The sequence below is a fragment of the Giesbergeria sp. genome (assembly GCF_028686475.1).
Taxonomy (GTDB): Bacteria; Pseudomonadota; Gammaproteobacteria; order Burkholderiales; family Burkholderiaceae_C; genus Simplicispira.
The window spans coordinates 14,568-38,790 of the sequence record NZ_JAQUCA010000004.1; the positions used below are offsets into that span (position 1 = coordinate 14,568).

A 24,223-nucleotide genomic window follows, 5' to 3' on the forward strand; every position below is an offset into this window, starting at 1 on the left:
CCCTGACCGAAGCCGGTGCCGCTGCTGCCAATGACTTTGAGTCTGGTAACAACAGCTTCGCCTTGGGCGTGGTCGCCACCGATGCCGCTGGCAACGCTTCCGCTGCCACCACCGTGGCGCTGAACGTCACCGACGTGGATGAAACCCCTCCTGACACCGCTGCTCCCGAAGTAGCTGCCGACCAAGCCTTCGACTACGCCGAAAACCAAGTTGCTGGCGCTGTGGTGGCTACCGTGGCTGCTACCGATGATGTCGCCGTGACTGCCTTTGAAATCGTCTCTGGCAACGATGAAGGCTACTTCGCTATCGACGCCGAAGGCAAAATCACCCTGACCGAAGCCGGTGCCGCTGCTGCCAATGACTTTGAGTCTGGTAACAACAGCTTCGCCTTGGGCGTGGTCGCCACCGATGCCGCTGGCAACGCTTCCGCTGCCACCACCGTGGCGCTGAACGTGACCAACGTGGAGGAAAACGCATCCTCTACCTTCACTCTGACCGCAGCTGCTCCGTCTGTGGCCGAAGGTACTGCCGCAGAATTCACCCTGACTGCTGGCCCCGCTGCCGATGTCGATCAAACCTTCCACTTGGTTATCACTGGCGACGACAAGAATGGTGCTGTTGGTATCACCAAAGCTGAACCCGCTGATTTTGCTGCCGATGTGGTGCAAACCGTAGTGCTGCCTGCCGGTCAAACCTCGGTTACCTTCAGCATCACGCCCAAGGCCAACGATGGCACTGAAGGCTTCCAAGGCTTCAAGGTAGCGCTGCTCAACAGCACTTTTGATGCTGTGGCCACCAGTGCTACGGTCATCATTACCGATGGCACCACCGATAGCGATGCCCCCGTAGTAGCCGCCGACCAAGCCTTCAGCTATGCTGAAAACCAAGAAGCTGGTGCCGCTGTGGGCACCGTAGCTGCCACCGATGCTGTGGGCGTGACCGCCTTTGAAATCACCTCGGGCAACGATGAAGGTTTCTTCGCTATCGATGCCGAAGGCAAAATCACCCTGACCGAAGCTGGTGCCGCTGCTACTGCCGCTTCCAACGACTTCGAAACCGGTGACAACAGCTTCACCCTGGGCGTAGTCGCCAAAGATGCCGCTGGCAACGCCTCCGCTGCCACCAACGTCACCGTCAACGTGACCGATGTGGACGACGTGGCCCCCGAGGTGGTGGCCGTCACTGCCAATGGCACCGTGGTCAAGCTCAACTTTGACGAAGCCCTGCAAGCCGCTGTATTGCAAAACCCTGCCGCTTTGTTCACCGTGACCCAAGGCGCTACCAGCTTCAGCGTTGGCACTGCCACCATCAGCGGCAGCTCGGTCACCCTGACACTGACCCAAGCCTTGGCCGCCACAGGCGAAGTCAAGGTCAGCTACGCTGGCAACGTCCTCAAGGATGAAGCCGGTAACGAAGTTGCTGCCATCGACGCTAAGCTGGCCAGCTCCGACGTGGTCGCCCCCACCTTGGCATCGTCCAGCCCCGCCGACAACGCCTCCTCTGTGGCAGCTACAGCCAACCTGACCCTGACCTTCTCCGAAGCTGTGGTTCTGGGCACCGGCAACATCACCATCACCAATGTGAATGATGCTACCGACACCCAAACCATTGCCGTCACCGACGCTGGCAAGGTCACGCTCGATGCCGCCACCAACACCATCACCGTCAATCCTGCGAATGACCTGAAGGTGGGTGCTTCCTACTACGTCAACGTGGCCGACACCGCCGTGCTGGATGCTTCCGGCAACCCTTACGCTGGCATCAGTGACCAAACCACCCTGAACTTCACCGTGGCTACTGCTGCCCCGGTTGATCCTACTGTGGCCAGCTTCACCCTGACCCCCGCAGTGGAAGAGTTCACCCAGCCCGCTGGCAAAGCCACTGCTGGAAACGATACCTACATTGCTACCATCTCTGCTGCCGCTGCTAACACTACCCTGAACACGGGTGATGTGATCGACGGTGCCGCTGGTACTGACACCCTGAACCTGACCATTGACACTGCAGCCGTAAACCCCGTTTACACCCTGAAGAACGTGGAAGTGGTGGAAGTACGCAATGCTGCTGCTGGTGCAGTGTTAGACTTGGCTAACAACCTCGACAACTCCGTCAAGACTGTGGTCGAAAAGCAATCCACTGCTGGCCTGACCGTCAACAACATTGCTGCTGCTGATGTGGCCGTGTCCATCAAGGATGCCACCACCGCCAGCCAAACTTCCGACTACAACTGGAAGTCGGGCGTGCTGTCTGGTACTACCGATGCCGCCAGCCTGACGCTGAACAACGTGGTCGGCGCTGCCGGTGGCCGTTACACTGTCAACTTGGACGGTGGTGCTGCTACCCAAGGCTTTGAAACCGTTAACGTCAAGACCGAAGGCGCTGCCAGCAACTTGGCTGCTCTGAACGTGCGTGACAACGGCGCTGTCAACACCCTGACTAAGCTGGTGGTAACCGGTGACCAAGACCTGACCTTGGGCACCTTGAACCTGGCCAATGCTGGCGGTACGGTCGATGCTTCCGCCTTTGCTGGCAAACTGGCCATCAATGCCGTCAATGCCGTGGATGTGGACTTCAAGGGCGGCACCGGCAACGACACCATCTTGTTTGCTGGCTCGCTGGATGCTGGCGACAAAATCGACGGCGGCGCTGGCAACGACACCTTGGGTGCCAACACCTTTGCCGCACTGCAAGCTGCCTTCAATGCGGGCCGTGTGTCGAATGTGGAAGCCATCAACATCCAAACCCGCCTGACCGCTGGTACTTTGGATGTGTCCAAGGCTGGTAACGTGAATAACGTCACAGTGTTTGGTACGGCAGGTCTCGGCGTAACGACGCAGATTGATAACCTGCAAGACAACGCAGCCTTGAATGTTCTGAATTCTGGCTTGGGTACCATTGCAGCCAACATCAAAGATGCTTCTTTGGCTGGCACCGCCAACACCCTGAACCTGAATTTGGGTACGGCTACCGACGCTGCTGCAGTGGCTGCCGGTACTCTGACCGCTGCAGGTGTCGAAACCCTGAACGTGGCTGCTTTGGGCCGTAGCACAGCTACCAACACTGTGACCGTGACTGGCAATGCCGATCTGGCCAAGCTGGTGGTTGCTGGCTCCGAAGCCCTGACCGTCAGTTTCGCTGGTGGCGGTGCTGCGCTGAAGGAATTTGATGCCAGCGCATCTACCGGTGCGCAAAACACCAGCGCCATCGACTTCTCGGGTTCGGGTGCCACCATCAAGGGCGGTAGCAAGAACGACGTGCTGGTCGGTGATGCCGGTAACGACAACATCGTCGGCGGTGCAGGCAATGACATCTTGGATGGTGCTGCCGGTTCTGACATGTTGACCGGTGGTGAAGGTTCGGATCGCTTTGTTCTGAGCAACAACGGCAATCTGGCCGGCGCTACCAACACCGTAGTCGATAGCATCACTGACTTCACCTTGGGCGCTGGCAATGACGTGCTGGATTTGAGCGGTTTGGGTCTGTCTGGTGCCAACGGTACGGTTTCGTCCACCGTGGTCAAGGCCTTGAACGGTGCTTTGCCTGCTGTTGGTGGCACTGCTGGTACGGCTGAACTGATTATCCTTGACAGCACCATGTCGGACATGCTGGCTGCTGATTCTCAAGCGCTGCAAGCTAAGTTGTTCAACTTGGCTGGTGGTACTGCTGGTGATACTGTGCTGGTGGCCTACTCTGCCACTGCTGGTGGCGATGTGCGCCTGGCCACTGTGACTACCACTGCTACTGGTAGTGGCGTTGACCTGCAAAACGTAGTGGACTTGGCCGTGCTCAAGGGCGTGACCACCGCTTCTTTGGCCGCTGGCTTTGATGCCTCCAACCTGTTGCTGGCTGCTGCACCTGTACCGGTGGTGGCTGCTCCTGTGGCTGTGGCCGCTGGTGGTGCCGTTGCCGCTACTGCAGGCGCGACTACCGCCGATACGGCTGTGGTAGCTACCGCTGCTGCAACCACTACTACGGTAGGCGTGGGCGGTGCTCAAGCTACCCCAGCAACGCTGGCACCCGCGACTGCTGCTAAGGATGGCGGCCAAGATACCATTGTGCTGGCAGCCAAGCCCGTGGCTGCTTCCACTGTGAACATCACTGGCTTCACCGTTGGTACTGGTGCCGATGCTGATAAGCTGCAACTGGGTGGCTATGCCAATCAAGCTGCACTGAATGCAGATATCACCTCCATCGTGGTTTCTGAGTCGAACTCGGCGTTCAATGCTAGCTTCCCTGCTGCTGCGAACAAGCAGTTCCTGAACTTTGCGGTCACCATCAACGGTGCTACCGTCAACTTCAATGACCTGATCGCCTTTGATGCTTTGGCTCCGGCTGTCAGCGCACTGTTGGTTGATGGTGTGACCACTGTACCTGTTGCCGCGACTGCTAATGCTGCTGCTGCTACTGCTTTCGGAACACCTGGCTTCCAGGGTGCCGCTACTGAAACCTTCAACACTCCCGCCGACATCGCTACCATCGTTGGTACCATCGCTGGCAACCTGGAGTTCTTGGGTTAATCAGCCTCGTAGGTTGGGTTGCGTGCAACCCAACATTGCGCGGTAAACGGTAAACCAAACCGCCTTATCCCTTCGGGGGTGGGGCGGTTTTTTCATGGCGGCGTGGAACCCAACACCACGCGGTAAACGGTAAACACAAAAACCGCCTTATCCCTTCGGGGGTGGGGCGGTTTTTTTTATGGGGTGCATCGGTTTGGGGTTTGGTTTGGGGAGCTTCGTAGTTGTGCGGGCTGGCGTTGTGCCGTTAGTCCTTGGGCAGTGTCAGATGCCCCTGTTTGACAGCAAGGGGACTCAAAACTACAATTGTAGTTTATTGCTACAAGGAGAAGCTGCAATGGGTATCCCTATCCGAATTGATGAAGCACTGTACGAGACCGCAAAAGTGCGGGCCAAAGCAGAGATGCGCTCTATTCCCCAGCAAGTGGCCTATTGGGCTAAGGTGGGTAAAGCTGCACTAGACAATCCAGACTTGCCGGTTGAATTTGTGCGCGACACTTTGCTGGCACTGGAAGAGGAGTCAGAGCCATTTGATTTTCCAAATCCATGATAATGGCGTTGCAGCAGCGTCCTGCTTTTAAGCGGGCCTATAAAAAACTACATCCCAATCAGCGCGATGCCGTTCATGAGGCAATGCGTGCAGTGATTCTTAATCCTCAGCTGGGAGAGGAAAAAAAAGGCGACCTTGCTGGTGTGCGGGTGTACAAATTCGACTGCATGAAGCAGCTTTATCTGCTGGCCTATCTGTACGACGAAACTTCACGCACTTTTCTGGCCATTGGCCCCCATGAAAATTTTTACCGCAACCTCAAGCGTTAATAACCTTTTCATGCACCCACACTCCCGGCTCCATTGAAAATCCAGGGGATTGTTGGGTTGCTTACGCAGCCCAACCTACGGGGTGGGGCGGAGGGTGGGGTGGTGGCGGTGGATGCTGCTGTATGGCCAATCTTCGGGGCGTTCTACATACCCATGCTTCACCGGGTTATGGTGAATGTATTGCACATGGTTGGCAAAATCGCGCTCATCCAGAATGCGGTGCTCCCAAAACCGGCGCTGCCAAATCGCTTGCTCTTGCTTGTCGGCGCGACTGCCCCACACGGCGGGGCGTTCTTCGGCGGGCACTTTGGCGGTAAATCCGCGCTTGATGTTGCGCCACCGGGTTGAATAATCGCTATCACCCTCGGGCAATGTCCAAATTGTATGGAGGTGGTCGGGCATCACCACAATGGCGTTAATCTCAAACGGTCGCCGTGCTTTCTCATCGGCAAACGCTTGCCGCAAATGGGCCACATGCCGGGCATCGCTAAACCACGGCCAACGCCTAAACATCACCACGGTAAAAAAATACGTCCCGCCGGGGGTGTTGTCGCGTCGGTATTGCATGGCTGCATGTTGCCATATCCTCGTAGCTTGGGTTGCGTGCAATCCAATATTGCGCGGTCAACGGCCCACTATCTACGCTAATAGCGTACAATGGAAAGCATGGTTTTTGTGGAGCTTCCTATCTTCATTCGCTGTGCCCAAGCGCTGTTTTCGGATGAAGAAATATGACAAATGCAGCTAACGTTGCTAGAGCGTCCTGCTGCTGGTGATGTGATTCCCGGCGGTCGCGGTTTGCGTAAGTTGCGCGTCCCGCTGTCAGGACGTGGCAAGCGCGGTGGGGCCAGAGTGATCTACTACCACTGGGCTAATCAAGACCAGTGCTATTTTGTCTATGCCTATGCCAAGAATGTGGCAGAAGACCTCACACCAAATCAGCTACAGCGTTTGGCCGATGTCATGGATATGGAGTTAAATCATGGACGATAAGCAATTTGAAGAATTGTTACAGAGCGTTCGCGACATGGGTTCTCACATGGATGGCAAAGTGGTCGCCGGTGCCAAGGTGCATGAATTTCCAGAACCTGATGTCAAGGCCATTCGGGAGCGTACCGGTCTAAGCCAGAGCCGCTTTGCCTACCTGATCGGTGTCAAGCCTAAAACCCTACAGAACTGGGAACAACACCGGGTTCGCCCTACCGGCCCGGCTCGTGCATTATTAAAAATCGTCCAAGCTAATCCAAATGCCTTGTTAATGCTCCACACCTGAAAATTTTAGCTGCGTAGCATTGTCGAGAATGGTGGCCTGCCCATCGAGTTGCCTCGCCCCAACCCCACTACACTGGCCGCTATCAAAGATGCTAAGGCAGGTAAAACCACCCGCACCACGCTTGAGGATTTTTGAGCTTGGCACGATCACCACTACAAAATAATTTTTTGGGTACCCCAATTGAGTTCTACCTCCCGCCTTTTGCTGTCGGCGTGTTTGCTGGGGGCCGCTACCGGCGCGCACACGGCACCCGCTGTTCAAACCAGCCCTGCTGCTGTGGTTGCCCCTCCCCCACAGCCATCGGTTGCCCCCTCCTTGCAAGCCAGCAACCCCTTTGACCCTGCGCGCAAAGTCTGGCCCGACCGGGTACCGCCGCCGCCACCGCCGCCGCCACCACCACCACCCACCCCGATTACCGACCAAGATTTGCAACTCTACGGTGTCGTGATTGCTGGCCCGGTCAAGCGGGCCACCGTCAAGGTGGGTAAACGCTTTGCCCATTTGGCCCCCGAAGGCCGTGCTTTTGCCACCCTGAGCGAAGGCCAATCTTTGGGTGAATTTACCTTGGCCAAAATTGAGCCACACCAGCTGGTGCTGCAAGCCAGAGGCGGGCAATTGTGGGTACCCTTCACCAAAAAAACCGACCGCAACGCCAGCGCAGCGGCCCCCGTAGCGACGCCCGTGCAAGGGGCCAGTGCTACGCCCGAAAGCGCGGGCGCTACGGCAGGAGGGGGCACCTCTTTGGCCAACGCCATTGCCACCGCTGGTGCCGAAGGCGCGGCAGCAGCTCCCGCCCCAGCCCCTAGCAGTACTAGCGCAGCAGCACCCAGTACGCCCGGTAGCATCGCGGTGGGCCAAAACGGCAACGCCAATAGCCCTTCTCCCCCAGCAGCTGCCGAGGCCAATCCCAGCAGTGGAGGAGGCTTCAATAGTCTGGCAGCCGCTTTGGCCGCTGCACGCGCCAATGCTGGTGTGCCACGGCCTGTGCAGCCGTTTGTCAATCCGTTTAGCAACTTGCAGCGCTAAACAAAAAAGCCCGCAAGCGTTAAACCTGCGGGCTTGGCAAGCAAGACTGGCGCAAGCAGCGCGCCAGCCGGGCCGGGTTTACATACCCATACCGCCCATGCCACCCATACCGCCCATGCCACCCATGTCAGGGCCGCCTGCCGATTCGGCCTTGGGGCTTTCGGCCACCATGCACTCGGTGGTCAGCATCAAGCTGGCCACAGAAGCGGCGTTTTGCAGCGCAGTGCGGGTTACCTTGGTGGGGTCCAGAATACCCATTTCGATCATATCGCCGTAGGTATCGTTGGCAGCGTTGAAGCCGTAGTTGCCCGAACCAGCCAAGATGGCGTTGACCACCACCGAAGGCTCGCCACCGGCGTTGGCCACGATTTCGCGCAGAGGCGCTTCGATGGCCTTCAATACCAAGGCGATGCCGTGGTCTTGGTCGGTGTTGTCACCCTTGATGGTGCCAGCCGCTTGGCGTGCGCGCAGCAGGGCCACGCCACCACCGGCCACAATGCCTTCTTCCACCGCAGCGCGGGTAGCGTGCAGCGCGTCTTCGACGCGGGCCTTCTTTTCCTTCATTTCGACTTCGGTGGCAGCGCCCACCTTGATGACAGCCACACCGCCAGCCAACTTGGCCACGCGCTCTTGCAGCTTTTCGCGGTCGTAGTCGGAGGTAGCTTCTTCGATTTGCACGCGGATTTGCTTAACGCGGGCTTCGATGTCAGCGGCAGCGCCGTGGCCGTCGATGATGATGGTGTTTTCTTTGCCCACTTCAATGGTCTTGGCTTGGCCCAAATCGGCCAGCGTGACTTTTTCCAAAGTCAGGCCGACTTCTTCAGCGATAACCTTGCCGCCAGTCAGGATGGCGATGTCTTCCAACATGGCCTTGCGACGGTCGCCAAAGCCAGGAGCCTTCACAGCCACGACCTTCAGGATGCCACGGATGGTGTTGACCACCAGCGTTGCCAAGGCTTCGCCTTCGACATCTTCGGCCACAATCAGCAGCGGACGGCCAGCCTTGGCCACTTGCTCCAGCGTGGGCAGCAGGTCGCGGATGTTGCTGATTTTCTTGTCGAACAGCAGCACGAAGGGGTTGTCCAGAATCGCGGCTTGCTTTTCGGGGTTGTTGATGAAGTAGGGCGACAGGTAGCCACGGTCAAACTGCATACCCTCGACCACGTCGAGTTCATTTTGCAGGCTCTTGCCGTCTTCTACCGTAATCACGCCTTCTTTGCCCACTTTGTCCATCGCGTTGGCGATGATTTCGCCGATGCTGGTGTCAGAGTTGGCAGAAATCGAACCCACTTGGGCGATTTCTTTGGAAGTGGTGGTGGGCTTGGAAGCCTTCTTCAGTTCGGCAATCAGGACTTCAACCGCCTTGTCGATACCGCGCTTGAGGTCCATCGGGTTCATGCCAGCGGCCACGTACTTCATGCCTTCGCGCACGATGGACTGGGCCAGCACGGTAGCGGTGGTAGTACCATCGCCAGCGTTGTCAGAAGTCTTGGAAGCGACTTCCTTGACCATCTGTGCGCCCATGTTTTGCAGCTTGTCTTTGAGTTCAATCTCTTTGGCCACGGACACGCCGTCCTTGGTCACGGTGGGGGCGCCGAAGGAGCGCTCCAGCACCACGTTGCGACCCTTGGGGCCGAGCGTGACCTTGACCGCATTGGCCAAAATGTTCACGCCTTCAACCATGCGGGCGCGGGCTTCGCCGCCGAAAACTACGTCTTTTGCTGCCATGTGTATTTCTCCAAAATGCTAAAAATAGGGTTCAGTGCGGTAAGCGCTTAGGCTTCCACTACGGCGAACAGGTCATCTTCTTTCATGACCAACAGTTCATTGCCATCGACCTTGACGGTTTGGCCGCTGTATTTGCCAAACAACACGCGGTCACCCACTTTGATGTTCAGGGCGATCAGTTCGCCCTTGTCGTTCTTTTTGCCGGGGCCGACGGCCAGCACTTCGCCTTGGTCGGGCTTTTCGGCGGCGTTGTCAGGGATAAAAATGCCGGAGGCAGTCTTGGTTTCGCTTTCGATGCGCTTAACGATGACACGGTCGTGCAGGGGGCGAAGTTTCATAGGTCTATCTCCTGAAGGGGTGAAAAAATTTACTTTGTTTACCGACATCTGCATGGGCAGACGCTTGGCCAATCTTCCGCTGACAGGGTGTTGTTAGCACTCTTGCCAGTCGAGTGCTAATGATAAGGGCTTTTTGCCAGCTTTCAAGGGGTAGGCCTACAAAGCCTGTGCCTTAACATTGGGCTTTGCAACAAGAACAACACCATGCAAACTTCTATCCCCTCCTTGCACCAGTCGGTGTTTGAGTACCTGCCCGATGCGGTCTATCTGCTAGACCCGCAAACTTCCAACATCCTCGATTGCAATGCCGCCGCTTTGCAGCAGGTGGGCCTGCCGCGCCATGAAGTGGTGCAGCAGTCGGTGCTGAGTTTGCAAAAAGATGTGATTGGGCTGGAACAATGGGCCAGCATTGCCCAAGCCGTTCGCGCGGCGCAGGGGCAGTTTGTGTTTATTGGCAGCCACCGCCACCGCAGTGGCGCTGAAGTGCCGGTAGAAGTCGCCACCAGTGCGTTCATGCACGAGGGCAAGGAGTATTTTGTCTCGGTAGCGCGCAACATTGGCCGCCGTTTGGCGCTAGAGCAAGACCTGAACGACCGCGATGTGCAATTGCGCTATGCCCTGACCGAGGCATCCGATGGCTTGTGGGATTGGAATTTGCTCAACAACGAAGTCTTTTTTAGCCCACAACTCAAGCGCATGTTGGGCTACGGCCCGCACGAAATGAAGCCTACCTTAGAGACTTGGGTCAACAATGTTCATCCCGAGGATGTCAGTCGGGTGCGCCGCGCCCTGCAAGAACATATCCAAGGCCTGCGCGAACGTTACGAGGCCGAATACCGGCTACGCAACCGCAACGGCCATTACCTGTGGGTACATGACCGAGGGCGGGTGTGCGAACGCGATGCGCAAGGCCAACCAACGCGCGTAGTGGGTATGGTGCAAAACATTACCGACCGCAAGCACGCCGAACAAACTTTGCAAAGGCAGGCCTCACACGATGTACTGACAGGGCTGCTCAATCGCCGCGAGTGTGAACGCATTTTGCCCCAGCAGTTGCAGCGCTGCCAGCGCCAAGAGATTGCTATGGGTTTGTGCTTGCTGGATTTAGACCACTTTAAGGACATCAACGACCGTTTTGGTCACCAAGTGGGCGACCAGGTTCTGCGTACCGTAGCGCGCGAAGTGAAAGCGCAAGTGCGGTCCACCGATTATCTGTTCCGCTGGGGGGGTGAAGAATTTTTGTGGATTAGTACCGGCATGGGCTGTGAACAGGTACAACTCGCTGCCGAGCGCGTGCGCCAGTGTCTAGCAGCCTTGCAATGGCCCGAAGTGCCGGGGCTACAAGGCATCAGTTGCAGTTTTGGTTTGGCGATGTTTCCCCAGCATGGGCAGCGGGCTGATGAGCTGTTTTTGGCGGCTGATTCGGCGCTGTACCGCGCCAAGGCCCAAGGGCGTAATCGGGTAGAAGTGGCTGAGCAGCTGGTAGCCTAGGCGCTGGTTAAGCCCAAAAAGTGGTCTAGCATATGGAAGTGGTCTTCAAAAAACTCGGCTTCTAAGGCGGCCAATTGGCTAATCGGGTGCCATTGGGCGTGCGCGGCATCGTCTCCGGCTTGCACGGCGGGCAAGGCTTGCGTGCCCAAATCAAAATAATGGGTATGCGTGATGGTGCGTCCGCGCTGGCTGCGGTCGGGGTGGTCAAACACGGCCACTTGGCGCAAGGCGGCGCGCAAGCTTTCCTCTGGCAAATTACAGCAGGTTTCTTCGGCCAGCTCACGCAGGCACGATTGCCATAGGGTATCGCGTGGCTCCAAAAAGCCACCCGGCAGCGCCAGCTGCCCGATGCCGGGTGCATGGCCGCGCCGAATCAACAGCACCTGGTCTTGACAGCGCAACAAGGCATCTACCGTGACAAACACCGGCGCATAAGGGGCGCTGGCCCAAGCCGCGCGGTATTGGCGCAGCATCTCCCATTCTCGTTGCAGTGGCGAATAATCACTGCTTTGGGCAAAGCGGTGCAACAGCGCCAAAGTCGTGCTGGGCATCTGCTCGGCCAGTGGGGCCAAGGCCCCTAGCACGGCACCACGGCCAGCGCCAAAATAGGCATCGCGGATGGTGGTGGCATCAATGGCCCCTTGGCGCGCTACGTCCAGTAGCTCCCAACCGGGAAAGCTACGCAAATAGCTGCTGCTGGCATCTTTGAAATGCCCCACCAAAGCAATGCGCGCCCCCGCAGGTATGCGGGCAGCTACCTCTTGGCGCACGTTGGCCACCCAACGCGCTTCGTTGTAATAGTCGCGCACCGGCACAAACTGCACACGGGCATGGTCAGCGGCGGGCAGGGCTTGGCGCAGCATCTCGGCGCGTTCTTGCCAAGAAAAAGGGTTCTTGGCCGAACGCGCTTGCCACGCCGAACCCAACACCACCACTACTTGGCGCGCCTGGGCCAGCGCATGGCGTAACAAGGCGACGTGGCCTTGGTGAACCGGCTGAAAACGTCCAATATAAATAGCGGTGTCGTACATGGTGAAAGGATATTTACAGCCCTGCGGCGGCACGCAGCAGCGCCGCTTTGTAACGCAAGGCGGCTTGAAGCTGCTGGTGCAGCTTCATGGGGCTTTACAGCCCCGCTGCTGCACGCAGCAGCGCCGCTTTGTCGGTGCGCTCCCAAGTGAACTCGGGTTCTTCGCGGCCAAAGTGGCCGTAGGCAGCGGTTTTTTGGTAGATGGGGCGCAGCAAGTCCAGCATTTGGATGATGCCCTTGGGACGCAGGTCAAAATGCTCTTGCACCAGCTTAGACAACTGCTCATCTGGGATCACGCCCGTGCCCTCGGTATAGACCGTGACGTTCATGGGGTGCGCCACACCAATCGCATAGGCCACTTGGATTTGGCATTGCTTGGCTAAACCAGCGGCCACAATGTTTTTGGCGACATAGCGGGCAGCGTAAGCCGCAGAACGGTCCACCTTGGTTGGGTCTTTGCCCGAGAACGCACCGCCGCCATGCGGGCAAGCGCCGCCGTAGGTATCGACAATAATTTTGCGGCCGGTCAAACCGCAATCGCCTTGCGGGCCACCAATCACAAAGCGCCCGGTCGGGTTGATGAGGTATTTGGTGTCTTGCAACCACTCTTTGGGCAGCACCGGCTTGATGATTTCTTCAATCACCGCCTCGACAAAGCTGGGCTTCATCTTGTTGCCATCGCTTTGGTCGGGATGGTGTTGGCTCGACAGCACCACGGTGTCGATGCTGTGCGGCTTACCATCTACATAGCGCATCGTGACTTGGCTCTTGGCATCGGGGCGCAAAAAGGGCAAGCGGCCATCTTTACGCAATTGGGCTTGGCGCTCGACCAAACGATGTGCGTAGTAGATGGGGGCGGGCATCAGCTCGGGGGTTTCGTCGCAAGCGTAGCCAAACATCAGGCCTTGGTCACCGGCGCCAATGTTGAGGTAATCGTCTGAGGCATGGTCCACCCCTTGGGCGATGTCGTTGGATTGCTTATCGTAAGCCACCAGCACCGCACAGCCTTTGTAGTCAATGCCGTAATCGGTGTTATCGTAACCAATGCGCTTGATGGTGTCGCGCGCCACTTGGATGTAATCGACATGCGCGTTGGTGGTGATTTCTCCGGCCAGCACCACCAAACCGGTGTTGGTCAGGGTTTCGGCCGCTACGCGACTGCGCGGGTCTTCGGCAAAGATGGCATCCAGAATCGCATCGGAGATTTGGTCCGCCACCTTGTCGGGATGGCCTTCAGAGACCGATTCGGAGGTAAAAAGAAAGTCGTTCGCCATTTGAATAAACTCCTGTAGTTCAGCACTTGGGCGTTGCGCCCACTCGGAACGAGTTTTGGCGAACGCTTTAGCAGATGTGTTTAACGTCGCCCTGCAAGTTGCTCTTTTTAACTCAGCGACCCCTACATCTTAATGCCTATTGCTTTTCAAGTCTTTTCTAAGCTGCCATTGTGGTTGTTGCACGCTGTGGGCGCGGTGCTGGGCTGGCTGGTTTTTTGTACCTCTGCCAGCTACCGCCGCCGCCTGATAGCCAATGCGGCCTTGGCGGGTTACCGTTTTGCCCAAGTGCGGGCTGGCGTGGCCCACGCCGGGCGCATGGTGGCCGAATTGCCGCGCTTGTGGCTGGGTGCGCCGCCGCCGTGCCGCTTGGTGGGGGAGGAGCATGTGGAGCGCGCCTATGCAGCTGGACGCGGCGTTGTTTATCTCACGCCCCATTTGGGTTGCTTTGAGTTGTCGGCCCAAGCCGCTGCCCGGCGCTGGAGCGCCACGCATGGCCCCATCACGGTACTGTACCGTCCGGCACGCCAGCCGTGGCTGGCCAAGGTGATGGAAACCGCACGCAACCGCCCCGGTATGCAGGCGGTGCCGACCACCTTGGCCGGGGTGCGCCAGATGATTAAAGCGCTGCGCCGGGGCGAGGCCGTGGGCCTGTTGCCCGACCAAGTCCCCCCCGAGGGCCAAGGCCATTGGGCCCCCATGTTTGGCCGCGATGCCTACACCATGACACTGGCAGCCCGGCTGGCCTTGCAAACTGGCGCTGCTGTGGTGCTGGTGCGCTGTGAGCGCCTGTCGTGGGGACGCGGTTTTGTAGTTTTCTTTGAACCCTTGCCCGTGCCACTGGCCCCGCAGCTAGAAACTGCCGTGTTGCAAATTAACCAAGCTATGGAACACCTGATTCACCAATGCCCGCAACAGTATCTGTGGGGTTATGACCGCTACAAACACCCACGCAGCGAGGCAGCAGCACCCACCACCGGAGCTGCTACATGAGCGCGCGCTGGGGGGTCTGGTTGATGCGCCATGTGCTGGCCCGTTGGCCGCTGCCTGTGTTGCGGGCTTTAGGCTGGCTGATTGGCAGTGTGCTGTTTGCCCTGCCGCTATCACGGCGCAAAATCGCCTTGCGCAATCTGGAGTTGTGCTTTCCGCAGGCCAGCACCGCGCAACGCAAGGCGTGGGCGCGCGAGTGTTTTATTGCCTTCTGCCAAACTTGGTTAGACCGCAGTTGGCTCTGGGCCGCCCCGCGTGAAGTCGTGTTAGAGCGGGTGCAATTGCAAGGTGCCGTCCATGAACTCGATGGTGATACTCCCACCATTATTTTTGCCCCGCACTTTTATGGCATGGATGCGGGCGGGCTGGCACTGCCACTGCATACCAACCGGCCTTTTACCTCGATTTTTTCTACGCACCCCAATGCGGCGGTAGATGCGTGGTTTATGCAAGGCCGCCAGCGTTTTGGTGATGTGCGCATGCTCAATCGCGCCGATGGTGTGAAACCGATCATCAGCAATTTGCGCCAAGGCGGACTGTTGTACCTGTTGCCGGATATGGATTTTGGCGCGAACGATTCGCTGTTTGTGCCGTTTTATGGCGTACCGGCGGCCACGGTGCCATCGTTGTCGCGCTTTGCGCGTTTAGGCCGCGCCAAAGTGGTGGGCATGGTGACGCGCCTCACGCCCACGGGCTATGTGGCAGAGATTACCCCGGCATGGGAGCATTTTCCCAGCGGCGACGTGGAAGCGGACACCCTGCGCATGAACCAAGAATTGCAGCGCTACATTGACCCGATACCGGGCCAATATTACTGGGTGCATAAACGCTTCAAAACCCGGCCCGCTGGCGAGCCGGGGGTGTATTAAACCTCTGTGGGTGCCAGTGCCTGCACCAGCAGTTGGCCATCCTCGCGCACCGAAACTTTGTAGGCGTTTTCCTTGACGGTTTGGTTGTTCGACACCAACGCCGTTTTGACGGTGTAGTTTTTGCCCTGGGCTTCGGCGGGCAACTTGAATTTGGAGGTGGTTTGGTAACGCCCCGCGCCATCGACGCTGGCCACGTCTTCCGTTTTTTGTTCTACCAGCTTGTTGTGTTCGTCGTAGATGGCGTAAGTTTGCTGCACCTTGGGTGCTTGGTCGCCATAACCCACCAAATCGGTATTGGCGGTGATTTGCACTTCCTTTTGCCCTTTGGTATCGGGTGCAGCGCTGCTGACTCGGGGTTGAAACTTGGCCACTACCACATCATTTTTGGGTAGATTGACCCGATTTTTAGGTTGAAGTTGGTTTTGGCGTGCGTATTCAGCATTAATTTCTTGGGCAGTTTTGATTTTTTTCGATTCAAAGTGCCACGCAATCATGAACCCCGCCGCCGCACCCACCACGGCACCGGCTAAACAGCCTTTTTTGCCATCAACGGCCGAACCGACAGCGCAGCCCGCCGCTGCCCCCAACAAAGCGCCCATGACTTTACTGTCCAGCTGCTTCGTGCCATCGGGGGCGGTGACGCAAGCGGACAACAAGAAAGCGCTCGCTAAGGCTGCCGCAACGGGCCGTTGTATTTTTTGAAACCCCATCAATCTACCCTCCTTCAGTTTATTGAACAACGCTGGCAATCGGATCATCAATCCCGTGATCGCTGACGTAAGGCCGTTGCTGATTTTCGGTCAAATCGCGCACCCGGCGCGTGACGTAACGCTTGAGGCCACTGGGATAAACCAGCTGGTCGCGCGTGTCTTGCGCCTCGCCGCGCAAACCTTCAATCAAGGCTTTGGTGAAAGCACCATTGCCCCATTCTTCGGTTTCTTGCGATTGTTCTTTGGACGTGGAAGAGGCAAACACAATCACGCCGCGCTCTTCGTCCATCGCATTGATAATACTGGTTGCTCTGGCCTGATTGGCCAGCGCGCCAGAGTAGCAAGTATCTAAGAAAAACAAGGCGCGTCCTGGCAAATTTTGCAAGGTCTCGACAATTTCGGTGCCAGCCAGCCAATCGTTTTGTTTTCCAGCATCATTCGGGCGGTACGGAATGAAATAATAGGCATTGTCCTGCGAAATACCATGCCCGGCCAAAAAGACCACCCCGGCATCTTTTTCGCCCACCTTCTCGCGTAGCCATTGCAGTCCAGCGTGGATATTTTCTTGTGTGGCTTGCTCATCCACCAAAATACGCATTTCTTGGTTGCGGTACAGCTTGACTTTGCCGGGAGGTGGGTTGGCCACGCGCGTCATTTGGCGGCGAAAATCTTGGGCATCCTTCACTGGCAGTTGCAAAGCATTGGGGCCGTGGTATTTGTTGATGGCCACAATCAACATATACAGGGTGTCGTAAGTCTCTAAGTAGGGTGGGGCTTCCGACTTGGCGCTGGCTTCTGGGGCTTGGCGACGCACCTGCACGCTCACCGGCTCGGATTTGCTGTGCCGGTTTTCGGCAATCAGCACAATTTCGGAATTTTTTGGGGGCACCGGAATGTAGCTTTCGTACACCGTGCCATCCACCCCCCGGTTGCTACGCAGCTTGACCTTGCGTTCTAGCTTGCCATTGACGCGCACCTTGACCGCCGTTAGCGGCGCGTTGTCTGGCGAGCGCACCGTGTAGCTGAGGGCAATCTCGGGGGCCAAGCTGTCAATTTGTTGGCCCGATTGCAGCTCAATCACGGGAGGTAAAGCGGCGGTGATAGATGCAGAAGGCGTTGGCGTTGGTGTGGGCGCGCTGGGGCGCACGGCGACTGGCTGGGGTGCAACGGGACGGCTTGGAGGCGCTTCCTCGGCGGCGTTCATGCGTTCCAGCAGCGCCAGTTCTTGTTGTTGCGCGCGCACGGCGGCGGTTTCATCGCCCAATTCGAGCAATTTTTGCACCACGCTGGGCTGGTAAAAGCGTTCACGAAAACGCCCGACCGAGAAAAAATCCGAGGCTTGGTTAAAAGCCCGGTTGACGTGCCAGCCCACCAGCGACTCGCCCCCCATTGAGGTGTCGTAGTAACCCGAGGGAGTCCAGACAATCCAGCGTTCGCGGTCCGCATGGACAAACAAGGCCAACTGCTCTAGGCCGTCGTGGCTGCGGTACCAACGTACACTGCCATCGCCCAGTGCTGCCACAATCCAGCGGCCATCTTGGCTGGCATTGACGGCCCAGACCACGCCGGGGGTGCGGCTTTGCCAGCGCAATCGGCCATCGGTGCCAAAGCAGCGCAAAGCCCATTCGCTGCCCAGCGCAAAGCCTTGGGCCAGTGCGACAGCGCTACGCGCGACCTCGCCTGGTTGCAAGGGCAAAATTTGGCCGCGATAGCGTGGCTGTGTGCTGTTGCGCCACTGTTCTAAGCCCGCTGGCAAGGTCGGCGCTTGGGTGTTGGGCGCAGTATCGCCGGGGCGCAATTCGCCTTGGGTCAAGTCAAAGCTGATGACATCACGCCCACCCATTGTCATGGGCAGCACCAAGGATTTTGCATCGGCACTGACGCGAAACGCCACCCCAGCATCCCGAAAATCGCCACGCGGCGAAGCCTGCATGAAGCGTGGCTGGGCTTGGGCATCCAGCGCCAGCCAAGCGGGTTCGGCAGAACTGGCCACCACGCCTTGGGCATGGCTGGCCAGCGCGCTGATGATGTTGCCAAAGCTGGCCACTTCACGCCCGGCGGCACGACCACGCTCGGCAAAAGCAAACACGGCAAAACGCCCGGCGCGGCTGGCGCTGCCGCCCGCATAAATGGTGCGTCCGTCTGCCGACCACGCCACGCGTCCCAAATTGCCCGCACCACCGACTTCTAAGGCGTGGCGCGGTGTCAAGGTGTCTGCGTCCAAAATCAGGGCACTGGGGCGGTCTTGTAGCCCCACCACCAATTCACGTCCATCGGGTGACCAAGCAATGCCATAAGGCACGCCCGGCAATTGCTTGCGCGCCACACGTTGCAATTGCCCTTGGGCGACGACGTAGAGACGCACTGCGCCGTCCAAACTGGCCACGGCCAAGCGTCCATCTGGGGCAAAGGCGGCCCCATACACCACGTCATTGAACTCAGGGTCTGCGCCAACAAAAGACAAATTACGCCGAAAAACGCGCACCCCTTGCTGGCGCAAACCCACCGCCACCAATTCGCTATCGCTAGACCAGGCCAGCTCGGTGATGGGGGCTTCTAATCCCACCAAGGTGCTTTTGGGCGGCAAGTTGGCCGTGGCCCGGTCAAATAGATACAGGGCGTGGGCGTTGCCATCAAAGGCCGAATTGCCACCTGCAACCACCTGCCGTCCGTTGGGCGAGATAGCAGCGGCGTACAGCGCCCCGAGTTTTTCTGGGCCAATCGGTGGACGTAGCACCGCCAAATGTTGCCCGTTGAGCAGGTTCCAGAGGCGAACCGTTTTGTCTTCGGAGGCGGTGACGGCCCATTGCCCGGCCTTGTCAGCGCTGATGCGGGTAATAGGGGCCAAGTGGGCACCGGTTTCGATGCGTAATACCGGCTCTTTGGGTACTTCTACCGCACCTGCGATGCCAGAGCAGCACAAGACCCAGCCCAAGATCAGGATTTTCCACATGGCGGCCCCTATCGTTTAACGTTGAACGTTTAGCGCACCAACATTTCCACCCGACGGTTGCGCGGTTCTTGTACTTCGTCGGCGGTTTTGACCAGTGGTTCGCGCTCGCCGCGCCCTGCCGCTTGGATGCTATCGGCCGGTAGACCCTGTGTCAGCAACAGCTGGCGTAGCTTTTCGGCCCGGCGCAGTGCCAGCCGGTCGTTATCGGCCAATGGCCCAACCCGGTCGGTGTGCCCTACCACCACCACATCGGGTGCCGGGCGCAGTTTGACGGCCTCTAACACCTGTGCAAAATCGGCCTGCGAGGCATCGGTTAGCTCGTCACTGCCCTCTTTGAAATACAGGGTAAAACGCAGCGGCGCATCGGGTTTGGCCGACAGGGCCTCGCCAAACAAGTTTTGGATTTGTGGCTGCGTTAAGGTAACGCGCTCTGGGGTGCGCCCGGAATGCCCCACAGCGCTGGCATAGGCCCCAGAGATTTGCAGCGCTTGGCCTTGGCGCGGTTGAACCGTCAGGCTACCGGCCTGACCATCGGCCCCCGGCAAAACGGTATAAGTTTCCTGTGGGCCTGCACAGGCAGACAGCAAACCCAGTAGCAGCAAGCCGCCCAGAATGCGTGCGCTTTTTGCGTGTTGCTGCATCCTTATTCTCCTTCTACATGCACAGCAAACTGCTGCGTTTTACCGCTGACGGCGGCTTGGGGGGTTTTCAAGCGCACCGCATCGGGTTGTGCTTGGGCCAAATTGCCCGCCTCAATGGATACGGCACCGCGCTTGACAAAGGCATCAAAAGCCCCTTGGTAGGTGGTGGAATCGTAGGCATAGCGCTCCAACAGCACCTCGCCATTGGGTCCCATCGATAACACCGAGTTGTCGTTGAACATCACCCCCACCGAACCGTTGGCAGCAGTCAATAAGGTGTCGTTTTCTTTCAGGCGCAACCCGACTGGAGCTGGAAAACGCTGGCCAGCGCGCTCCAGCTGGACAATCCCTCGGGCGACTTTGACCTGCGCCACCCAGCCGCCAGTTTGCGCCCAAGCACTGCCCAACAGCAGCAACAAGAGCGCAGGCCCTATTTTTTTACATTGCAACATCGTGACCCTGCTATCAAGAAAGTGTGCAAGATTGCACACGGTTCTTTTCCTGTCCCGACGTGTCTTGCTGACCACATTCGTATCTAACAGGCGTGACTTTCCCGGCTATGGCAGAGACGGTCTCTGTCACAGCGCCGCCGTTGCCGGTCGGACTCGCCACGGGTAGGGCAGTTTCGGTTGCCAGCCGTTGTAGGTTGAGCGCGGCGTTGTGGTCTCGGTCATGGTGGCTGCCGCAGTGCGGGCATGTCCATTGCCGATCTTTCAGCGTTAGCGCTTCGTTTTTCCAATCACAGACCGAACACAGGCGACTGCTTGGATACCAGCGGTCGGCGATAACCAGCCGGGTAGCAAAGCGTTTTGCCTTGTATTGCATCTGCGTGCCAAACATGCCAAAGCCCATATCGCTGATGGCGCGTGCCAGCTTGTCGTTGGCCAGCATCCCTTGGACATTCAAATCCTCGATGACTACCGCTTGGTTTTCGCGGCACAGTCGGGTGGTGAGCTTGTGCATAAAGTCGGCTCTGATATGGGCAATGCGCGCATGGTGCCGTGCCAATGTCGCAGCAGACTTGCTACGGTTGTTAGAAATGGGTAGTCGTGTACCTTTGGGCAGCTTGGCGTTTGGCGCAAACCCAGCCTGAACTTTTGCAGATTCGATTTTGCGACTGATACGCCGCGCACGGATTTTCAGCCTGCGTAGTGCCGCTTTGAGTGGTTTTGGCCCTTGGATGGATTCACCGCTAGAGAGGGTGGCGACTGCCTTGATGCCAAGGTCAACGCCGGTGATGCCGTGTGCTGTTCTGGCCCGGTAGAACTGTGTATCGGGCACTTCCACTTGAATCGCCACAAACCAAGTATCTGCGGTGCGCGAAACTGTTGCGCCGCAGATTTTGCCCTCGAAGCGTAGCGCCTCCGTCATAGCCACTTTGCCAATTTTTGGCAGGCGAATCGTCATGCCATCCACACTGAACTTGTCATTGGCCACATAGAAGCTGTCGCGGCAGCGTCCCTTTTTCTTGAACTGCGGTGCATGGGCGCTTTGGCCTGCCTTGACCTGCGCGAAGAAATGGCTCCAAGCTTTTGCCAGATGTGCAAAGGGTTGGGCGTGGGCATCGCGGTGAATGTCGCGCAACCACGGCTGACCATTTTCATCCAGCCATTGCGCGTCGCTGTACTTGATGGCATTGAATTGCTTTTTCAGTGCCATCGCATTGGGCTTTTGTCCGGCTGCGTATTGACGGTTCCACTCGGCCAGTGCCCAGTTCCAGACGCGCCGCGCAGTGCCGCAAGCGCGCTTGAAATAGTCAGCCTGTTCTGGGGTTGGGCAAAGCGCAATTTTGTGGGACAGTTGCATCGCTGAATCCAATGGTTCGTCTGTCATGAGCGTTTTGATTTCCCGTCACCCGACTGCATCCTATAGGAATTAACCGCCCCTCACGCTCCCAGCGTCGTAGCGTTTTAACCGATATGCCCAGCAGCTTGGCCGCTTTGCCTATACTCATAGTGTTTTTTACAGGAATGATAATACGCATATCATTAGAAATGCCAGAGTTGAGTTCCTTTTCTCTTGACATCGTACCTGCCCAAGCCTCAGATTAGAACCCAGTTGCTGCTGCTTGGGTCAGCAACGAGGACAAAGAACCCGCCAGCACCACGTCACCGCCATGCAGGGTGTACAGCACCAACCCATCCAGAGTAAACAGGCAAATACCGCTGGCAGCGTAACTGCGACCATAGGCCCCAGGAATGCCTTGCAAACAAGCATGGCCCTGTCCTGAGGGCGTGCCTGCGCCCAAAGTGCCGCCCAGCAATTGCTCGGCCCAAGCAAATACCCGGTCGGCCGAGCGCATTTGCGCCGTGGGCACCGGGGCTTGCAGGTTAAGCTTACGCACTGGCACCATCGCGGTACGCTGGATGCTGCTGCGCCCGTCTGACACTTCCACGCTAATCGGATGTTCACCAGCAGGCAAGGCGGCCAAGCTGGCAATGATTTGGTGCGTCTGCCCTGCAGCCAGCCCATCGGCTTGGGCCAACACCGTGTGACCGCTCATCACCTTCACGTTGAGCGCATCGCCATCCGCATCGGTCAATTGCAGGGTCACGGCTAACACATGGCGTGCTGAAGGGATAGAGCGCAATTGCACTGGCCCCATATAAAAATGGCGTGATTCGGGAAGCTCCAATGGGTCGATACGCAAATAGCGCACCATATCGCCCCAAGTGCGCGCACTGGCTGGCTCATACACCAGCTGACTCATGTCAAACCAATAGCGCTGCAAGCCAGGCAACAAAATTACATCGTCGGACGTGACACCTGGGTCGGCATCGTTGGCCTTCCAAGCCAAGCGCATCATGGCACCGCGCGTCAACTCGCTTTGCGCTGTGGCATCCATCGGCACATACAAATCAAAGCCCAACCAACGGTAATTGTTGGCAGCAATTGGATAAGTGTTTTCTTGGAAGGTTAAAAAGACATGCGGATCGCCTTCGGTTTGACCGCTACGGGCTGGCTGGGAAGTGGCATGAAAAAAAGAACCGCTTTGTTCCAAATCTGGAATGCGGTTGATGTATTCCCAACCGCTTAAATTGCTCAGCTCTGGGCGTTTGACTTGGCCCGGTTGCATCGTCCAAGCCTTGCCCTGCTCTACCAAAGCGTAGTCTTCACCATCTTCGGGGCTGGGCGACAAGATTTTGACGCTAGGCCGCGCGTTGATGGTCAATGGCGTATCGTTATAGGCCACAGTTTCTTGTAAGCCTGCCGTCGTGGTGAGGCGTACACTATGCAAGGTAAAGCCGATCCCTTGGTCTACAGCCGGGCCATTGAGGGGGTCAATACGCAAAGCACGTACCAGCCCGGCCCATTGCGGATAACGCTGCAAATCAATCTGGTAGGTAGCACGACCGGCCTGCACTGGAATAAAGTCACTGGGGTGGCGCACGGCCGCCGCCTGATCGCCCCACCAGACCAACAAGCCCGACTCGTCTGGCGGGATGCGGTCTAGGCTCATGTCGATGGTCAGGTAGCGGTATTTACTGGCATCGATCGGCTGCTGCTGTGGAATATCCAGTTGTAGAGACGGATCAGGGTTATTGGTAGTGGCTCGCAGGCCATTGCTATCCGTACTGGCCCCAGATAAACCATAGTTGCTAGACCACAGCACGTCGTTTTGTGTGTCAAACGTCCAAGCCTTGCCGCGCTGGCTCAGGGCGTAATCCCCATCACTGATAGCTGCAACCCGGTAACTACCGGGCGGCAAACTGGCTACCGCCCCTGGTTGGTTGCCCACAGGCAGCACGGTGTTTACAGTTTGGCTGCTGCCTGTGGGTTGGATTTCGGTCAGCCAATGGGTTTTACCGGCTGGCAAACTAATGGGGGTGGCTTCATTTGGATGGTACAAACGTGCCCAATCAATTTGAAACTGCACATTGCATCCGACACAAGGATCAATACGCAAACCGTACATCGTGCCGTTCCACGGCAGGCCTACCCGCGGCGGTAGGGCAGCCAAATCAAAATGGTACAAATGCCAACCCGGATAGACCGGAAACAGTGCCGATTCGGAATAAGCAGCATCAAAAGCCGCGACGGTGTTGCCACCGTGGTGCCACACCAGTCGCCCATTGCTGGCACCAGAGACCACCGTGTCCGGCAACCACATCAAAATAGACAAATGGGTATAACGGTTGGCATCTATCGGGGTTTGTGCCAAGTTGAGTGCAGAGATGGCCGAAGGGATGGGCGGAAACTGCAACCAAAAATGCGGATCTGTATCCCGCGCAGTACCCGTCATCGTGCCATTGGCCACCGTGGCAGCACGGAGGTTGTGTGTCCACCACAGCGGATAGACATCGTCTTGCCCGGTCATGTCCCACGCATTGCCCAAGACTTGGCTGGCATGGTCAGGGCCTTCGGCCACCGTTTGGGCTGCCGCGCCCAAAGCGAAACCCGTGCTAAAACAAGCGACCAAGGCCGCACGAAGAATGGTAGAACGCAGGCGCACAACAAAATCCTTTGGCATGATGATGGACAAGACAGACCGAACCGGAGCTACCCCCAAGCAAAGCCCCTGAAACAATGGTAGCGCTAATCGGCGGTTACGCCGCAGGTTTTCTTCGGC

Annotated in this window: 22 protein-coding genes; 10 read left to right on the forward strand and 12 right to left on the reverse strand. The window is 57.7% G+C overall.

Annotated features, from left to right (window positions below; all coding sequences use genetic code 11):
* From PHX60_RS03565 to PHX60_RS03575, 3 genes are all read left to right on the forward strand, one after another.
* The coding region (locus PHX60_RS03565; protein WP_300074821.1) for an Ig-like domain-containing protein at nucleotides 1-4,517 on the forward strand (4,517 nt) is incomplete at its 5' end.
* A 265-nt stretch (nucleotides 4,518-4,782) separates the two neighbouring features.
* Nucleotides 4,783-5,064: a ParD-like family protein gene (locus PHX60_RS03570; protein ID WP_300074823.1), complete on the forward strand. Its 282-nt coding sequence runs from the start codon at nucleotides 4,783-4,785 to the stop codon at nucleotides 5,062-5,064.
* Entirely contained in the window at nucleotides 5,061-5,333 is a 273-nt protein-coding gene (locus PHX60_RS03575; RefSeq protein WP_300074825.1) for a type II toxin-antitoxin system RelE/ParE family toxin, read from the forward strand. Before PHX60_RS03570 ends, PHX60_RS03575 begins: the two co-directional genes overlap by 4 nt.
* Nucleotides 5,334-5,408: 75 nt before the next feature.
* Here the strand turns inward: PHX60_RS03575 and PHX60_RS03580 are convergent, their stop codons facing one another.
* A complete protein-coding gene (locus tag PHX60_RS03580) occupies nucleotides 5,409-5,900 on the reverse strand; it encodes a transposase (protein WP_300074827.1) in 492 nt (163 codons plus the stop codon).
* Between the two features lie 171 nt (nucleotides 5,901-6,071).
* On the opposite strand from PHX60_RS03580, the gene PHX60_RS03585 reads away from it, so the two are divergent.
* The 4 genes from PHX60_RS03585 to PHX60_RS03595 are packed head-to-tail and all read left to right on the forward strand — an operon-like array spanning nucleotide 6,072 to nucleotide 7,632.
* On the forward strand, nucleotides 6,072-6,326 hold the full coding sequence (locus PHX60_RS03585; RefSeq protein WP_300074830.1) for a type II toxin-antitoxin system RelE/ParE family toxin: 255 nt from the start codon (nucleotides 6,072-6,074) through the stop codon (nucleotides 6,324-6,326).
* On the forward strand, nucleotides 6,316-6,606 hold the full coding sequence (locus PHX60_RS03590) for a transcriptional regulator (protein WP_300074832.1): 291 nt from the start codon (nucleotides 6,316-6,318) through the stop codon (nucleotides 6,604-6,606). Before PHX60_RS03585 ends, PHX60_RS03590 begins: the two co-directional genes overlap by 11 nt.
* A gap of 18 nt (nucleotides 6,607-6,624) precedes the next feature.
* Nucleotides 6,625-6,741: a hypothetical protein gene (locus PHX60_RS15980; protein ID WP_366144332.1), complete on the forward strand. Its 117-nt coding sequence runs from the start codon at nucleotides 6,625-6,627 to the stop codon at nucleotides 6,739-6,741.
* A 45-nt stretch (nucleotides 6,742-6,786) separates the two neighbouring features.
* The gene (locus tag PHX60_RS03595; RefSeq protein WP_300074833.1) at nucleotides 6,787-7,632 is read left to right on the forward strand and encodes a hypothetical protein; all 846 of its coding nucleotides are present in this window, start codon (nucleotides 6,787-6,789) and stop codon (nucleotides 7,630-7,632) included.
* A gap of 78 nt (nucleotides 7,633-7,710) precedes the next feature.
* On the opposite strand, the gene groL is transcribed toward PHX60_RS03595, so the two are convergent.
* Together groL and groES are read right to left on the reverse strand one after the other, a co-directional pair.
* The gene (groL, locus tag PHX60_RS03600; protein ID WP_300074835.1) at nucleotides 7,711-9,360 is read right to left on the reverse strand and encodes a chaperonin GroEL; all 1,650 of its coding nucleotides are present in this window, start codon (nucleotides 9,358-9,360) and stop codon (nucleotides 7,711-7,713) included.
* Between the two features lie 47 nt (nucleotides 9,361-9,407).
* Nucleotides 9,408-9,698 carry a co-chaperone GroES gene (gene groES, locus PHX60_RS03605; RefSeq protein WP_300074837.1) on the reverse strand — a complete coding sequence of 97 codons (291 nt, stop codon included), beginning with the start codon at nucleotides 9,696-9,698 and terminating at the stop codon, nucleotides 9,408-9,410.
* A 204-nt stretch (nucleotides 9,699-9,902) separates the two neighbouring features.
* Here groES and PHX60_RS03610 point away from each other — a divergent pair, with 204 nt between their 5' ends.
* A complete protein-coding gene (locus tag PHX60_RS03610; RefSeq protein ID WP_300074838.1) occupies nucleotides 9,903-11,189 on the forward strand; it encodes a diguanylate cyclase in 1,287 nt (428 codons plus the stop codon).
* Here the strand turns inward: PHX60_RS03610 and PHX60_RS03615 are convergent.
* Nucleotides 11,186-12,220 carry a bifunctional nicotinamide-nucleotide adenylyltransferase/Nudix hydroxylase gene (locus PHX60_RS03615; protein ID WP_300074839.1) on the reverse strand — a complete coding sequence of 345 codons (1,035 nt, stop codon included), beginning with the start codon at nucleotides 12,218-12,220 and terminating at the stop codon, nucleotides 11,186-11,188. The two genes, PHX60_RS03610 and PHX60_RS03615, sit on opposite strands and share 4 nt — an antisense overlap.
* Before the next feature lie 94 nt (nucleotides 12,221-12,314).
* Nucleotides 12,315-13,493, reverse strand: coding sequence for a methionine adenosyltransferase (gene metK / locus PHX60_RS03620; protein ID WP_300074840.1), 1,179 nt, complete (start codon nucleotides 13,491-13,493; stop codon nucleotides 12,315-12,317).
* A gap of 132 nt (nucleotides 13,494-13,625) precedes the next feature.
* Here metK and PHX60_RS03625 point away from each other — a divergent pair, with 132 nt between their 5' ends.
* The gene (locus PHX60_RS03625; protein ID WP_300074842.1) at nucleotides 13,626-14,483 is read left to right on the forward strand and encodes a lysophospholipid acyltransferase family protein; all 858 of its coding nucleotides are present in this window, start codon (nucleotides 13,626-13,628) and stop codon (nucleotides 14,481-14,483) included.
* Nucleotides 14,480-15,349, forward strand: coding sequence for a lipid A biosynthesis acyltransferase (locus tag PHX60_RS03630; RefSeq protein ID WP_300074844.1), 870 nt, complete (start codon nucleotides 14,480-14,482; stop codon nucleotides 15,347-15,349). Before PHX60_RS03625 ends, PHX60_RS03630 begins: the two co-directional genes overlap by 4 nt.
* On the opposite strand, the gene PHX60_RS03635 is transcribed toward PHX60_RS03630, so the two are convergent.
* From PHX60_RS03635 to PHX60_RS03660, 7 genes are all read right to left on the reverse strand, one after another.
* The gene (locus PHX60_RS03635) at nucleotides 15,346-16,005 is read right to left on the reverse strand and encodes a glycine zipper domain-containing protein (protein WP_300074846.1); all 660 of its coding nucleotides are present in this window, start codon (nucleotides 16,003-16,005) and stop codon (nucleotides 15,346-15,348) included. The two genes, PHX60_RS03630 and PHX60_RS03635, sit on opposite strands and share 4 nt — an antisense overlap.
* A gap of 73 nt (nucleotides 16,006-16,078) precedes the next feature.
* On the reverse strand, nucleotides 16,079-19,012 hold the full coding sequence (locus PHX60_RS03640) for a caspase family protein (protein WP_300074848.1): 2,934 nt from the start codon (nucleotides 19,010-19,012) through the stop codon (nucleotides 16,079-16,081).
* A 29-nt stretch (nucleotides 19,013-19,041) separates the two neighbouring features.
* Nucleotides 19,042-19,653, reverse strand: coding sequence for an OmpA family protein (locus PHX60_RS03645; RefSeq protein ID WP_300074849.1), 612 nt, complete (start codon nucleotides 19,651-19,653; stop codon nucleotides 19,042-19,044).
* Nucleotides 19,654-19,655: 2 nt separating this feature from the next.
* On the reverse strand, nucleotides 19,656-20,105 hold the full coding sequence (locus tag PHX60_RS03650; RefSeq protein ID WP_300074851.1) for a FecR domain-containing protein: 450 nt from the start codon (nucleotides 20,103-20,105) through the stop codon (nucleotides 19,656-19,658).
* A 13-nt stretch (nucleotides 20,106-20,118) separates the two neighbouring features.
* Nucleotides 20,119-21,459: an RNA-guided endonuclease TnpB family protein gene (locus PHX60_RS03655; protein ID WP_300074853.1), complete on the reverse strand. Its 1,341-nt coding sequence runs from the start codon at nucleotides 21,457-21,459 to the stop codon at nucleotides 20,119-20,121.
* Nucleotides 21,410-21,679: a MerR family DNA-binding transcriptional regulator gene (locus PHX60_RS15985; protein WP_366144331.1), complete on the reverse strand. Its 270-nt coding sequence runs from the start codon at nucleotides 21,677-21,679 to the stop codon at nucleotides 21,410-21,412. Before PHX60_RS15985 ends, PHX60_RS03655 begins: the two co-directional genes overlap by 50 nt.
* Nucleotides 21,680-21,700: 21 nt before the next feature.
* The gene (locus tag PHX60_RS03660; protein ID WP_300074855.1) at nucleotides 21,701-24,124 is read right to left on the reverse strand and encodes a hypothetical protein; all 2,424 of its coding nucleotides are present in this window, start codon (nucleotides 24,122-24,124) and stop codon (nucleotides 21,701-21,703) included.
* Nucleotides 24,125-24,223: the final 99 nt, after the last annotated feature.

Coding starts and splice junctions, on each gene's coding strand:
- metK (WP_300074840.1), bottom strand. CDS start 13,493: ATGGCGAACGACTTTCTTTTTACCTCCGAATCGGTCTCTGAAGGCCAT.
- PHX60_RS03625 (WP_300074842.1), top strand. CDS start 13,626: ATGCCTATTGCTTTTCAAGTCTTTTCTAAGCTGCCATTGTGGTTGTTG.
- PHX60_RS03640 (WP_300074848.1), bottom strand. CDS start 19,012: ATGTGGAAAATCCTGATCTTGGGCTGGGTCTTGTGCTGCTCTGGCATC.
- PHX60_RS03610 (WP_300074838.1), top strand. CDS start 9,903: ATGCAAACTTCTATCCCCTCCTTGCACCAGTCGGTGTTTGAGTACCTG.
- PHX60_RS03660 (WP_300074855.1), bottom strand. CDS start 24,124: ATGCCAAAGGATTTTGTTGTGCGCCTGCGTTCTACCATTCTTCGTGCG.
- PHX60_RS03650 (WP_300074851.1), bottom strand. CDS start 20,105: ATGTTGCAATGTAAAAAAATAGGGCCTGCGCTCTTGTTGCTGCTGTTG.
- PHX60_RS03590 (WP_300074832.1), top strand. CDS start 6,316: ATGGACGATAAGCAATTTGAAGAATTGTTACAGAGCGTTCGCGACATG.
- PHX60_RS03630 (WP_300074844.1), top strand. CDS start 14,480: ATGAGCGCGCGCTGGGGGGTCTGGTTGATGCGCCATGTGCTGGCCCGT.
- PHX60_RS03580 (WP_300074827.1), bottom strand. CDS start 5,900: ATGCAATACCGACGCGACAACACCCCCGGCGGGACGTATTTTTTTACC.
- PHX60_RS03575 (WP_300074825.1), top strand. CDS start 5,061: ATGATAATGGCGTTGCAGCAGCGTCCTGCTTTTAAGCGGGCCTATAAA.
- PHX60_RS03645 (WP_300074849.1), bottom strand. CDS start 19,653: ATGCAGCAACACGCAAAAAGCGCACGCATTCTGGGCGGCTTGCTGCTA.
- groL (WP_300074835.1), bottom strand. CDS start 9,360: ATGGCAGCAAAAGACGTAGTTTTCGGCGGCGAAGCCCGCGCCCGCATG.
- PHX60_RS15985 (WP_366144331.1), bottom strand. CDS start 21,679: ATGTCAAGAGAAAAGGAACTCAACTCTGGCATTTCTAATGATATGCGT.
- PHX60_RS03570 (WP_300074823.1), top strand. CDS start 4,783: ATGCCCCTGTTTGACAGCAAGGGGACTCAAAACTACAATTGTAGTTTA.
- PHX60_RS03585 (WP_300074830.1), top strand. CDS start 6,072: ATGCAGCTAACGTTGCTAGAGCGTCCTGCTGCTGGTGATGTGATTCCC.
- groES (WP_300074837.1), bottom strand. CDS start 9,698: ATGAAACTTCGCCCCCTGCACGACCGTGTCATCGTTAAGCGCATCGAA.
- PHX60_RS03655 (WP_300074853.1), bottom strand. CDS start 21,459: ATGCAACTGTCCCACAAAATTGCGCTTTGCCCAACCCCAGAACAGGCT.
- PHX60_RS03615 (WP_300074839.1), bottom strand. CDS start 12,220: ATGTACGACACCGCTATTTATATTGGACGTTTTCAGCCGGTTCACCAA.